General features: G+C 58.4%; 8 protein-coding genes. 3 read left to right on the top strand and 5 right to left on the bottom strand.

The genetic code is table 11. The features are described from left to right. Positions 1 to 85 precede the first annotated feature (85 nt). Positions 86 to 1,189, bottom strand: a complete 1,104-nt coding sequence (moeB, locus tag ACYVGU_RS14585) for a molybdopterin-synthase adenylyltransferase MoeB (protein ID WP_460622666.1) — start codon at positions 1,187 to 1,189, stop codon at positions 86 to 88. A gap of 188 nt (positions 1,190 to 1,377) precedes the next feature. On the opposite strand from moeB, the gene fdhD reads away from it, so the two are divergent. After that, positions 1,378 to 2,241: a formate dehydrogenase accessory sulfurtransferase FdhD gene (gene fdhD / locus ACYVGU_RS14580; protein ID WP_460622665.1), complete on the top strand. Its 864-nt coding sequence runs from the start codon at positions 1,378 to 1,380 to the stop codon at positions 2,239 to 2,241. A 14-nt stretch (positions 2,242 to 2,255) separates the two neighbouring features. On the opposite strand, the gene ACYVGU_RS14575 is transcribed toward fdhD, so the two are convergent. The 4 genes from ACYVGU_RS14575 to ACYVGU_RS14560 form a co-directional block, all read right to left on the bottom strand. After that, complete coding sequence (locus tag ACYVGU_RS14575; RefSeq protein WP_460622664.1) at positions 2,256 to 4,688, bottom strand: hypothetical protein; 2,433 nt, start codon at positions 4,686 to 4,688, stop codon at positions 2,256 to 2,258. A gap of 42 nt (positions 4,689 to 4,730) precedes the next feature. Then, positions 4,731 to 5,870 carry a DUF4249 domain-containing protein gene (locus tag ACYVGU_RS14570; protein ID WP_460622663.1) on the bottom strand — a complete coding sequence of 380 codons (1,140 nt, stop codon included), beginning with the start codon at positions 5,868 to 5,870 and terminating at the stop codon, positions 4,731 to 4,733. An 11-nt stretch (positions 5,871 to 5,881) separates the two neighbouring features. Then, the gene (locus ACYVGU_RS14565; protein WP_460622662.1) at positions 5,882 to 8,656 is read right to left on the bottom strand and encodes a carboxypeptidase-like regulatory domain-containing protein; all 2,775 of its coding nucleotides are present in this window, start codon (positions 8,654 to 8,656) and stop codon (positions 5,882 to 5,884) included. Positions 8,657 to 8,717: 61 nt separating this feature from the next. Continuing rightward, positions 8,718 to 9,482, bottom strand: coding sequence for a hypothetical protein (locus ACYVGU_RS14560; RefSeq protein WP_460622661.1), 765 nt, complete (start codon positions 9,480 to 9,482; stop codon positions 8,718 to 8,720). A gap of 138 nt (positions 9,483 to 9,620) precedes the next feature. On the opposite strand from ACYVGU_RS14560, the gene ACYVGU_RS14555 reads away from it, so the two are divergent. Both ACYVGU_RS14555 and ACYVGU_RS14550 read left to right on the top strand, forming a co-directional pair. After that, on the top strand, positions 9,621 to 9,944 hold the full coding sequence (locus ACYVGU_RS14555) for a DUF7009 family protein (protein ID WP_460613347.1): 324 nt from the start codon (positions 9,621 to 9,623) through the stop codon (positions 9,942 to 9,944). A gap of 308 nt (positions 9,945 to 10,252) precedes the next feature. After that, positions 10,253 to 12,805 carry an FdhF/YdeP family oxidoreductase gene (locus ACYVGU_RS14550; RefSeq protein WP_460622660.1) on the top strand — a complete coding sequence of 851 codons (2,553 nt, stop codon included), beginning with the start codon at positions 10,253 to 10,255 and terminating at the stop codon, positions 12,803 to 12,805. Positions 12,806 to 12,834: the final 29 nt, after the last annotated feature.

Genomic DNA, 12,834 nt, shown 5'->3' with positions numbered 1-12,834 from the left:
TACGCAAGTACGGAATTAGCGCCGCATGAGCGGAAGCCGCCTGCTGTCAGGCATTCTTCCGCGGCATTCAGTTCAGGGGTGGTTGCTACAGCCCTACCACGCGCTCCTGCTCTTCCCAGGCCAGAATCCCGCCCTCTAGGTTGAGCAGGTTGGTAAGGCCGAAGTTGGTTTGGAGCTGCTCAATGGCTTTTGCGCTTCGGCGGCCGCTCCGGCAGTATACCACCACGGGGTGTTGTTTGGGCAAGGCAGGCACTCCTTTCTCCAGGCTGCCCAGGGGCAGCAGCGTAGCGCCGGGCAAGTGGCTGGCGGCAAACTCGTGGGGCTCGCGCACATCCAGCAAAAATGGCGGTTGGCCCGACTCCAGCAGCGTGTGCAGCTCCGTAACCGAAATACTGCGGATGCTGACGCCGCACAAGTCGGCGTAGTCGCTGACGGGGGCGGTATCGAGGTTCAGCAGGGCCTGCGCAGGCTGCCGGGCAAACCGCAGGGTGCGCGTTTCGAAGGAAAGAGCATCGAGCAGCCATAGCCGCCCCGACAGTACCTCCCCGATGCCAAGGATTACTTTCAGCGCTTCCGTAGCCTGAACCGTACCTACTAGCCCCGGCAGCACGCCCAACACACCGGTAGCATCGCAGTTAGGTGCCTCTGAGGACGAAGGAGACTGCGGAAACAAACACCGGTACGTGGGGCCGCCCTTGTAATTAAAGACGGAAACCTGCCCCTCAAACTTATAGATAGCACCCGACACCAGCGGTTTGTCGTAGCTCACGCAGGCATCATTCAGCAGATAGCGCGTAGGGAAGTTGTCGGAGCCGTCCACTACTAGGTCGTATTTGCTTACTAGGTCGCGCACGTTGCCCAGCGTGACGCGGCAGTTGTGCACTTGGGTATGCACGAGCGGGTTGAGGCGGTGAATGGCCCGGGCGGAGGCAGTGCCTTTGGCGTGGCCCAGGTCAGCGGGGCCATACAGAATCTGCCGCTGCAGGTTGCTGGCTTCCACTTTGTCGGCATCGGCAATGCCTAGCGTGCCCACGCCGGCGGCAGCCAGATATTGCAGAATAGGGCAGCCCAAACCGCCGGCTCCTACTACCAGCACGCGGGCATTTTTCAGGCGGAGCTGGCCCGCCTCGCCTATTTCAGGCAGTTGTAAATGCCGACGATATATTTGGCGTTCTTCCGTGGTAAGCATTCTACAAGATACTAGGTATGGCCATGCGGGCCGCTATCAGCGGGCGGTTTCCTGCTGGCGAAGGTGTGTCATGGCTAAACTTACTTCTGGGCCATAAGGTTAACCTAACAGCCGGCGCTTACGTCCTGCTGGGGTAGCGGGCGGCCCCCGTCTGCTCTTGTATCTTCTCTTCCCCTTGATCTGCTGCCGTGTCTGCGCCCGTTTTTCTGCCCCCTACCAGCTATGATTACGTTACCGTGCACAAAGTGCAGGGCACGGAAATAACCGAAGCCTCGGATGTGCTGGCTGCCGAAGAGCCCCTGGAGATTCGGGTGGGTTTTGGGCCTAGTGAACAGCGGGAGCACCGCACGCTTTCCATTACCATGCGCACCCCGGGCCACGATTTTGAGCTGGCCGCCGGCTTTTTACTTACCGAAGGCATCATCCGGGGCCGCCAGGACCTGCAGGGCATCATTTACTGCCCCGATGTGGAAAAAGAAGAGGAACGAGAGAATGTAGTTCGGGCCGAGCTGGCCCCTAGCGCCTCTCCCGATTTGCCTCGCCTGGAGCGCCATTTCTATACCAGCAGCAGCTGCGGCGTGTGTGGCAAAACCAGCATTGAGGCGGTGCACGCCGCGGCCTGCCCCGTGCTGCCTGCCGCTGGGCCTTATGTAGAAGCGGCTGTACTGCACCAGCTTCCCGAGCGCCAGCGGGCTGCCCAGGAATTATTTGAGCAAACTGGCGGTCTGCACGCGGCGGCTCTGTTCTCGCCGGAAGGCGAACTGCTGCTGCTGCGCGAAGATGTGGGCCGCCACAACGCACTGGATAAAGTAATTGGCGCGGCCCTGTTTCAGGACATGTTGCCACTGCACAACACGGTGCTGCTCGTGAGCGGGCGGGCCTCGTTTGAGCTGGTGCAGAAGGCTGCCGTGGCAGGCATTCCGGTACTAGCTGCCGTGGGCGCTCCAAGCTCCCTGGCCGTTTCAGCAGCTACGGATTTCGGCATGACGCTCTGCGGCTTCGTGCGCCAGAACCGCTACAACGTGTATAGCCACAAGTGGCGGCTCACGTAGCGCCGGCCTCGGTCTTATAAAGCCGGCTTTACCTCAAAGGTATACGTGGTGCTGCCGGTATTCCCGGTGCCGGAAAGGCCCTGCACCACTACTTGGTAGGCACCTACTTGGTCGGAGGTATAGAAGGTAAGCTCGGAACTGGTGCCGGGGGTTAGGCTCACGGCCGGATTCCAGTACAGTAAGTTGCGGAAGTCGGGTAGCCAGCTTTGGACTTGCTGGGGCGTTTCGTAGCGCGGCGCGTAAAACTCGCGCTGGCCCTGCACGCCCTCATACTCCTGGAGCAGTACCCGCGGGTCGAGCGGGAATCCAGCTAAATCGCCTTTGTAGGTGGTGTAGCTTACGATGCCGTTGTACACGAGCGGCCCCACGAAATATCGTTTCCTGATCACCTCCAGCTTCTGCACTTTCAGGGGGTCAAAAGCCATAATCTGGTTGGTATTGAACACCGGCATGCCATCTAGCAGCACCAGTGGATTTTCGCGGGTAGTGCGGGCATTGTCATCGGGCACCAGAAAGTGAAACCCGTCTTTCCGAATCCGGACCAGCACGCCAGGCACGTACTCGCGCATTACCTCTTCCATCACCTTAAACCGAGTGTAGGTATCGAGCAAATAGCGCTCATCGGGCTTGCCATAGAACGCCACGGTGTCCGTAGCGGGCATGTGGTACACCACCGGCCGAGTTACATAGTGCTGCTGTACCTCGGCCTGCACATGTCGGCGGCGAAGGCTCGCGGCCAAGCGCTCAGGCAGCGTGAAGGGAACCTTGGGAGCCGGCGTATAATGCTCTGAGAACGGGTTGAGGAGTTCTACTTGCACGAGGCTGTCGCGCCGCAGGTTGGGCTGTACCAGCAACTGCTTGGTTCCGTACAGGTGGGGCATTTCAAACTGAATACTGCCGTCGGGCTTGCTGATGGAATTATGAAGCTGAATGGCTCGGCTCGGCGCTGTGAGATACACCGGGATGCCCGCTACCGGAGTGCCAGTAGAGCGGTGGAGCACCCGGCCCCGCACTAGGTGGCCATTGAGCTCGGGCAGATAGGCTATAGGCGCCGGCTTTTCTGCTAGCACCTCAGCCCACGTAAACCGGCTCCAGCCCTGCGTCAGCATCAGGTTGTCGGCAGCGGCGGCCACGGCTGTATCTGGAGCCGAGACGTAATACGCCGGGTTTTCAATAGTCCCCTTCAAATCAGAGGAAAGCCACAGGTAACTGGAGATATCCGCGCCTCCTGCGGCTGACAATGAATCGAGCTGGTACACGGCCACCGATACGTGGGCGGTTTGCGAGGCGCCGGGGGGTAGGGCGGCCGCCAGTTGCAGGCGTACCTGCTGGCGGGGTGCGTACTGGGCTTTATCGGGGCGGGCCGTAAGGGCTAGGGTGTTGGTGGGCGGCCGGAAGTAGAGCCGCTCGCATAGGGGCTGCCGCTTGCTATTGAAGAGCGTAAAATGCGTAATACCCGCCGCTAGCTGTTTTTTCTCGATTAAGAATTGAGCTTGGCCACTACCTAGCTGCGCCTCAGCCGCAAAGGCCAGCTGCTGCCGGGTATGTGCTAGCAGAAAAAGAGGCTCAGTAGCCAAGCCAGCGCCACTAGCCTGCACCACCACCCGAACCTGCTCTGCACTAACATCTTCTAGGCGAAGCACGTAGCCCTGGGCCTGCACTGGGGGCAAGGCGCTGGTTATGGTGTGCTGCGTGCCAACCCGGATAACGGCTGTATAAGCAGCACCCGCTTTGGTAGGCGTAAAGGAAAAGCTGCCCAGCCCAAACCGCCGCGTACGGAAACGACCCACCGGCTGCCCAGCCTCATCCAGCACAGTGCCCTCGGCGGCCACGCCTTTTCCGCGGCCATCCGTAATCTTAAAGCCGATTTTGCTAGTCAGACCTTGTACTAAGTAGCCGCCCTCGGGAAAAAACTGTGGGTCGAAAGCAGCCGCCATGCGAGCAACCGGTGGTCCTACCGGGGTGCGGGTATTCACGATGGTTATGAGGCTCTGGAAATACAGCGCGGGCCCGAAGTTTTTCATCCAGTTGGTGTAGGCCCGGACGGTGTATTGCCCCGAAACAAGCTCGGCGGGCAATACGAATGAACCCTGCCCCAGGGCCTGACGCAGCCCAATTTTGCCTTGCGCCACGGGCCGCTGCTCTTGGTCCAACACCTCTACATAGGCCACAGTACTGGCTGCCAGTGGCTGATGCCTAGCCCCCTCCACAGCGTAAACCGCAAACCACATGGTTTCGCCACTCACGTAACACGGCCGGTCTAGGTGCAAAAACAGCTTTTCGGTGGGCAAGTGCTGGGCATAGCGGGCCAGCGCCTGCGGAATGCTGCCGGGCCCGGTTTGCCCCGCGGCGCTACCTAGCCCGGCCATCCACCATCCTACCACCCACCACAGCCATACGCTAGGAGTTTGGCGGAGTAGCCGAAAACGGTTGAGCGAAGAACTCACGGTAGTAAAGAAAATGAAGGATCTGAACAAAGCAGGTGAGGCTTACTGCCAGAAGTCGGGCCGGACGTTGGTGCCACGGCGGCGGCAGTCGGTGCATTCGGCAGTGGCCGCCGCGTAGCCAATCAGGATGCTGGTTTGAGGAATATAGATGTTATAGAGGGGCAAATACGCCGGGCTTGCGAAAGCGGTTGAGGCATCTTTAACCAACACGGTATCAATGTCTCTACATCCTCCATAGCCGGTTTCATAGCGAATATCAGGCAGCTCGGTGCTGGCAATAAACAGGCGCTTTTCCGTAACGGCGCCCGCCCCAATGTACCCAATTACAGGCTCCGCGGCATCGGTCAGGCAGCGCACGTTGCCCGTGAGCTGGGTAGGTTGCGGATCAAAGAGGCCGCCCAAGCTTTCGGTGTTGGCTTTCAGCAGTTCCCAGTAGGCGTATTCTTCGGGCGTGAGGGCGTATTGCCGAACCAGCACGCTGTACTTATAGCGCAGCTTTACGGAGTTTCGAGGCAGCAACACTAGCGGAAATTCCGACACCACATCCTCACTCAGCCGAACGGTATTGCTCAACAGAAGGGTGTTGGAGTTGGCCGAGCCCCAGCACCGGTAAATATCTTCGGTGCGCTCCTGGATAGTGCCGTTAACATACTCGATATTAGATCTGAAAGCTGATTGAAACTCCCAGGTTTCGGCGTAGGTCCAGCGGTAGTAGCGCGAGTTGTTGGTGGGGTTGTGGCTATTCACGTATAACTGCACGCCCCGGTTTTCAACGGCCCAGGAAATGCTATCAATGGGCGGCGCGCTCTTGGCCACCACCAGCTCCGACGCATACTCGCGGCCCGCCGAGGTGCGCAGCCGAACTTGGTACTTTCGGGCGTCGCTTAAAGTCAGAAGGGCCGAACTATAGCTACCCGGCGCTTGCTCCGAAAGCGCAAACGAGGCGCCGGCATCATCCCAGACCGTAACGGTGGCCTTGGTTTCGGGCGCGGCGGCTGCGGCATTCGCTACCCCCTGCGCCCTCGATAACCGAATGGTAGTTATGCCATTCAGGTTAATAAAGCCGCCTACTACCAGATAGCCCTCGGGCGTACCCTCCACCTCCGGCTCAAATGGGTCGAGGCAGCTGGGCAGCGTTAGCGCTACTAGTAACCAGATCAAAAAGTGCTTTATACGCGGCATAGAGCGCTTCACTAAAACTTGAAGTTGTAGGTAACCGTCGGAATAGGCTGCCCAAAAATGGAAAGCTGATACCCCACGATTTTACCGTTCTGGGTTTTAAAGAACACCGAGTACGGGTTGCGGCGCCCCGTCAGGTTATATACCGAGAGCGTCCAGGAGCTGTGCGCCAGCTTCTTGACTTTGTGGCCACCCTCAATGTTCATGGCAAAATCCAGCCGGTAGTAGTCGGGCACGCGGTAGGCGTTGCGGTCAGAGTAGAATACGCGGGCTACATCTTCCACGTAGTAGCGGGCCAGCGGCAGCGTAATAGGGCGCCCGGTGCTGTAGTTGAAGTTGAGGGAAGTGCTGAAGCGGCGGCTAAAGCGGTAGTTGCCGGCCAGCATCACATCATGCGGTTTATCGAAGTTGCTGGGGTAGTAGCGTCCGCCATTAATGCGCTCCGTGACCACCTCGGGGTTGATGCGTACCAGCGAGCGAGAATAGGTGTAGTTCAGCCACCCGTTAATCTTACCCGATGATTTCTTGATAGATAGCTCCACTCCGTAGGCCTTGCCTTCGGCATTAATCAGGTCGGTTTCCAGGTGATGGTTGAGCAGCAGCTTGGCGCCGCTTTTATAGTCTACCACATCCTGCATCCGCTTGTAATAAGCTTCCACCGATGTCTCGATGGTGTTGCGGCGGAAGTTGCGGTAGTAGCCCAGCGCCACCTGGTCGCCGACCTGGGGCCGCAAGTACCTGTCACTTAGCTTCCAAGTGTCGGTAGGCGAAATGGAGGTGGTGCTAGTAAGTTGGCTGATGTACTGGCGAGTGCGGTTAAAGCTGGCCTTCACCGACGACTTCTCCGACAGCGCATATTTCACTGACAGTCGGTACTCGGGGCCATGATACGTGGCGATGCTCTTGCCCGCGCCATACCGCACCGTATCACTGATGTTGCCGACGGTGCGCGGCGCTCCGGGCAAATACTGATTGACATCGCGCGGGCCCAGCGCCTGGTACAGCGAGTAGCGCAGCCCTACTACCACGGCCAGCCGCGGCGCCAGATCAATGCGGTCAGAAAGGTAGAGGGCGCTTTCCTGGGCCTGTTCGCGAGCTAGCTCATCTTTGAGAATCAACGACTCTTCGCCTAAGGGCTGCAGCCGGCCTGGGTCTACGCGGTAGCGCAGGGTAGTGGCCCCAAAATCAACGGTGTGCTTGGTATTCAGGAAGTAGCTGAAATCAGCCTGGGCGCCTAGTTGGCGCAGGCCGAACGACAGCTCCGATGCATTCACGGCGTTCTTTTCGCTGGCAATCTGGTAGGCATACTGGCTGTATGTACCCGTAAGCACGCCATAGAGCTTGTTGCTGAAAATATGCTTCCACTTCAGGCTGGCGTTGCGGTTGTGGTAGGTGTAGGAGGTGTCGGCGGCCAGCCGGAACCGGTCACGGCTCAGGTAGCCGGTGGCGTAGAGCGTATTTTTCTCGTTCAGTTCGTGGCTGAGGTGGGCGCTCAGGTCATAGAAGGAAGCCGCACTTTCGCGCAGGTCGCGGTTGGGCAGGGCCCGCAGCAACCAGTCGGAATAGGAGGTGCGGCCACCAACCAGAAACGAGCTTTTGTCTTTGATGATGGGGCCTTCCAGCGTGAGGCGGCTGGTGAGCGCCCCAATGCCACCCGAGCCGGAAAGCTTCTTTTTGTTGCCGTCGCGGGTGGCAATATCCAGCACCGAGGAAAGCCGCCCCCCATAGCGTGCCGGAATGGCGCTTTTGTAAAGCTCAACCGACTTCAGAATATCCGGATTAAAGGCTGAAAAGAAGCCGAACAGGTGCGACGGGTTGTACACGGTGGCGTCGTTGAACAAGATCAGGTTCTGGTCGGTGTTGCCGCCGCGCACGCTTAGGCCGGTGCTGCCCTCTCCTACTGATTTCACGCCCGGCAGCGTAAGCACCACCCTGAGAATATCGGTTTCGCCGAAAGCCGTGGGCACCTGGCGCATCGTCTTGATGTCGAGCTTTTCCAGGCCCATTTGCATACCCGCTACATTCTTGTCTTTCTCGGCCTCAATTACTACCTCCTTCAGGTTCGTAAAGTCTTCCTCCACCTCCACTTCCAACTGCCCCTCGGCGTGCAGCATAATACGGCGCTGGGTGTTCTTGATGCCAATGCCACGAATGTTGAGTGTGTGGCGGCCCACCGGCAGGGTGAGGGCATAATAGCCAAACTGGTCAGTAGAGGCGCCAATCGTTGGAGCCTCCACGTACACCGAGGCACCCGGCACCGCCTCGCCCGATTTGGCTTCGCGGATGTGACCGGCCAGAGTAGCCTTGCCCGAGGCAGGGGCGCTACTAGGGTTGCCAATCTCATACAACCGTGTGTTGGGGGCAGCAGCCCGATTGCGCTCGGGCGCTAAGGGCGGAGGCGTTGCTCCCGGCGCTACATCAGCAGCCACGGCCCCGGGAGCAGTGCGGAAATAGCTTTCGGGCAGGTTGGTTGATACTACCCCCCTAGCGGAGATGAACACGTTGTGTTCCTCATCAATGGCGAAATGCAGCCCCGTGGGGGCCAGGGCTTGCCGGAGTACGCTGCTCAGCGGTTGCGCCTGCACCTGCATCGTAACCGACACGCCCCTGACGGCCGTTGAATCAAAGAAAAACCGATAGCTGGTTTGGGCCTGCAGCTGCCGCACGAATTGCTCCAGACTCAGGCCCTGAAACGTACCGCTCACGCTGGGCTCAGGGGTTTGCCCATAGCTGCAAAAGCTACCCGCACACCAGAAAACAAGCAGAACAAACCGATAAAAAGAATTCATAACAGGCAGGATAGCATAAGCCCACGCGTATCATCAGGAGCGCGAATACAAGAGCAGCTTACTAGGGCACGGGCTGCGCGAGGGTGCTGATATAGCGTGCCAGCGTAACCAGTGACTTCTCGCGCGTGGCTTTGCTGAATGTAAGGTGCTGGCTCCGGATGTACTTGCGTAGGTCTGCTTTCTTTTCCGGAAAAAGGGTCACCACCGTTTTGGCTTTGCTTACTTCATAATACTGACCACGCGTATTGATAAAGAACTTATTCTTCTGGTCTATATGGCCTTCCATACCGTCGGTGGCGGCTCGCTCCTGTATTTCTTTTCTGCGCAAAGCCAGTAGCCGAACCGGGCCATCGGCCAGCAACTCATAAAAGCCCGTGCGCATACCAGCGGTAGTAGCAGAATCCGTAAACGCCAGACGGATAAAGGCGTGTGGGCCAATAGTAAAGCGGCTCACTTTCTCATTTACTAGGCTCATATCTAGCCCCCCCGAGGGCGACTTCAGCACCACTTGGTCCAGCACTAGGTCGTAGCGCAGCGGCAACCCCAGGTAGGTAAAGCCGGCATAGTCCAGGGTGCCTTCCTGGGGCGTTCCTGCCCCCAAAAACGGATGCCCTACAATGTAGCGCTTCACATAGTTGACGTACTCGGGACCGGTATACAACCCTGACTCGTAGCCTAGCCCTTGGGTGTAGTGCTGGCGCAGGCTGTTGCCTGCATCGGTTTGCAAGCTGGAATCAGGGCGGGCCGTTTGGGCCCAGCCGGGGCGCCCAGCAACCGCTAGCCCAACATACACGCCGAAACTGCACAGCATAGCTTTCGCAATCATATCACCATACTTACTTATTCCTTCTCTCTTACACGAAAGCCTATATTCAGCCCTGCCGGGCGCACGTGCGGGCAGCAGCTTCCGCCTACGCGGCCATTTCTGCGTAAAGCTGTTACAATCTACCTCAATTTACGCTTCATGAAACTCCGCCTCGAAGACAATTCCCTGCGTCTCCGCCTTTCCGATGCCGAAGTGCAGCAGTTTGCCGAAACCGGCCGCGTTGCGGTTGTGCTTTCCCTAGGCCCCACAGAGCCCGAAACCTTCACGTATGCGCTGGAGCGCGTCGAGTCAGAAGAGTTTCGTATTGGCTACGGGGCCGGGGCGCTGACCATTAAAGTGCCCGCTGCCCTAGCTACTCACTGGACCCAAACCGACCAAGTAGGCCTTTCCGCCACGCTCATGATGGCCCACGAGCAGCCATTGAAGGTATTGGTGGAAAAAGACTTTGATTGCAAACATTAGGAGCCCGGGGCAGCATGCCCAGTAGGGCGTGTCAAATTCGGGGTTTCCACAACTTCCGCTGTCATTTCTTCGTCTGAAATTCAAACCATTGCCCGCCAGAATGCTTTTAGCAACAGTAGTGGCCGGCCGGGCTTTGGGTTTAGCTCTCCCCAGGAGCACGCGCCAGCAAATGGCGCGGCCTTCCACGTGCCGGCGGCTGGGCTTACCGCCACCGCAAACCCTAGTAATCACCCTAAAAAGAGGCGGGCTTAGTTGCTGTAAGTGACTGATTTTCCGTTATCTTTTCCTCTTCATTTGTTCTGCTTGTCATGGAAAAATCCCCCATCGAAGATCCCAGCAAGGCTGGCAAAACCGAACAGCAAGGTGCTGAGGATAACGTGCCCAAAAGTGGTGAGCGCCCCGACCAAGGAGTAGCCCCTACCAACGACCATTACCGGCCCGACCCCCAACACCAACGAGACGAATCAGTGATTCCTGCCCCTGATGTAGCCAACGCCAAGTACCTGCACCCTATTCTGGCGCAGCCACCAGAAGCGCTTACCGGCCTCAAGCTGGAGGAGCGGGCCAAGGTAGCAGCCGGCGTAACGGCCGTTATCAAGTCCATGGAGTTTAGCTGGGGCGAAGGCGGCGTAAACCGCGGCACTAGGGGGCTGCTCAAGATGAACCAGAAGGATGGCTTCGACTGCTCTAGCTGCGCCTGGCCCGACCCCGACGACCACCGCTCCGTAGCAGAGTTCTGCGAAAACGGCGCGAAAGCTACTGCCTCCGATGCCGACGATAAAGCCGCCGGACCGGAGTTCTTTGCCCGCCATAGCCTGGCGCAGTTGTCGCAGATGACGGACCGCGACCAGAACAATGCCGGCCGCCTCACGCACCCCATGGTGAAGCGCCCCGGCGACAACCACTACTCGCCCATTGCCTGGCCCGATGCGTTTCAGATTATTGCCGATGAGCTGAACGCGCTGGACTCGCCCAATGAAGCCCTGTTCTATACCTCGGGCAAAGTACCCAATGAGCCGGCCTTCCTGTTCCAGCTGTTTGCCAAGCAGTTCGGCACCAACAACCTGCCCGACTGCTCCAACATGTGCCACGAGAGCAGCGGCGCCGCCCTTAGCCCTACTCTGGGCCTCGGCAAAGGCTCCGTTACCCTCAATGATATTCATGAGGCCGAGGTCATTTTGGTTATTGGCCAGAACCCGGGCACCAACCACCCGCGCATGCTCTCGGCCTTGCAGAAGGCCAAGCGGAACGGCGCCAAAATCATCAGCGTAAACCCGCTGCTGGAGGCTGGCCTGAACCACTTCAAGAACCCGCAGGACTTCATGAACCCCTTCAAGGCGCTGGGCGCATTGCTCGGCGACGGCACCCAGATTACCGACCTGTTCCTGCAGGTGCGGGTAGATGGCGACATGGGCTTGCTGCGCGGTATCATGAAGCACTTGTTTGAGGCCGAGGACATGAACCCCGGCCAGGTAGTAGACCGTGCCTTCATTGCTGAGTACACCACCGGTTTCGAGTCGTTTGAGCAGAACATCCGCAACACGGCCTGGGAAGACATTGAGGAAGTAAGCGGCATTTCGCGGGCGCAGCTGCTGGAAGCGGCCAACATGCTGGCTACCAAGCAGAAGATCATTACCTGCTGGGCCATGGGCGTAACGCAACAGCGCCAGGGCGTACAAACCATCCAGGAAATTGTGAACCTGCACCTGATGAAAGGGGCCATTGGCAAACCTGGCGCAGGTACCTGCCCGGTGCGCGGCCACTCCAACGTGCAAGGCGACCGGACCATGGGCATCTGGGAGCAGCCTACCAAGCAGTTTCAGGATTCTCTGGCCAAGGAGTTCAACTTCACGCCGCCCTATGAGCATGGCTACGACACCGTAGAGGCTATTAAGGCTATGTACAAAGGCAAAACCAGGGTATTTTTCAGCCTGGGCGGTAACCTGCTGGCGGCCGGCCCCGACACCGAGGTTATTGCCGAAGGCATGCGCAAGCAGAAGCTCACGGTATTTGTAGGTACCAAGCTCAACCGCGGCCACCTCACTACCGGCGAAACCAGCCTGCTCCTGCCCTGCTTCACCCACCTGGATATTGACATGCAGAAGTCGGGACAGCAGATGACTTCCTGCGAGAACTCCATGGGCGTAGTAAGCCAGAACAAAGGCGTGCTGGTGCCGCTGGAAGGCCAGATGATGAGCGAGGTAGCTATTCTGGCGGGAGTGGCTATTGCCACCCTCGGCGAGCGAACCAACATTGCCGATTGGGTAGCCATGACGGAAAACTACGACGTCATCCGCGACCACATTGCGCGGGTCATTCCGGGCTTCGAGAACTTCAATGAGAAGCTGCGCCGCCCCGGCGGGTTTTACCTGCCCAACGGACCTAGGGAGCGCAAGTTCACTACCAAGAACGGTAAAGCGAACTTCTCTACCACGGAGCTGGAAAAGCACATCCTGGAGCCCGACCAGCTGGTGCTGATGACTGTACGCAGCCACGACCAGTTCAACACGACCATTTACGAGTACAATGACCGCTACCGCGGCATTCATGGTGAGCGGCGCGTACTGTTCATGAACGCACAGGACATGGCCGACCGAGGCCTCAAGGCCAAAGACCTGATTGACATCACGAGCCATTACAAAGGCGAAAAGCGCACCGTGGAGAAGTTCGTGGCCGTGCCGTACGACATTCCGAAAGGCAACGTAGCCGCTTATTTCCCCGAGGCCAACCCGTTGGTGCCGGTAGGTAGCGTAGCCAAAGTCAGCAACACACCTACCTCCAAGTTTGTGGTGGTAACGGTAGTACCAGCACATAAAACGGTAGGCGCCCCTGCTGAAATCCGACTGGCCGTAGAAGCCTAGGTAGCAGTACGCCTCAAACCTAAAAAAGC

Source organism: Hymenobacter tenuis, from assembly GCF_054780495.1.
Note: the sequence above shows the minus strand (reverse complement) of the source record. Positions and strands in the feature narration are given on the sequence as shown.

Excerpts from the sequence above, each read along its gene's own strand:
- moeB (WP_460622666.1), bottom strand. The coding sequence starts at position 1,189 with ATGCTTACCACGGAAGAACGCCAAATATATCGTCGGCATTTACAACTG.
- ACYVGU_RS14570 (WP_460622663.1), bottom strand. The coding sequence starts at position 5,870 with ATGCCGCGTATAAAGCACTTTTTGATCTGGTTACTAGTAGCGCTAACG.
- ACYVGU_RS14565 (WP_460622662.1), bottom strand. The coding sequence starts at position 8,656 with ATGAATTCTTTTTATCGGTTTGTTCTGCTTGTTTTCTGGTGTGCGGGT.
- ACYVGU_RS14560 (WP_460622661.1), bottom strand. The coding sequence starts at position 9,482 with ATGATTGCGAAAGCTATGCTGTGCAGTTTCGGCGTGTATGTTGGGCTA.
- ACYVGU_RS14555 (WP_460613347.1), top strand. The coding sequence starts at position 9,621 with ATGAAACTCCGCCTCGAAGACAATTCCCTGCGTCTCCGCCTTTCCGAT.
- ACYVGU_RS14550 (WP_460622660.1), top strand. The coding sequence starts at position 10,253 with ATGGAAAAATCCCCCATCGAAGATCCCAGCAAGGCTGGCAAAACCGAA.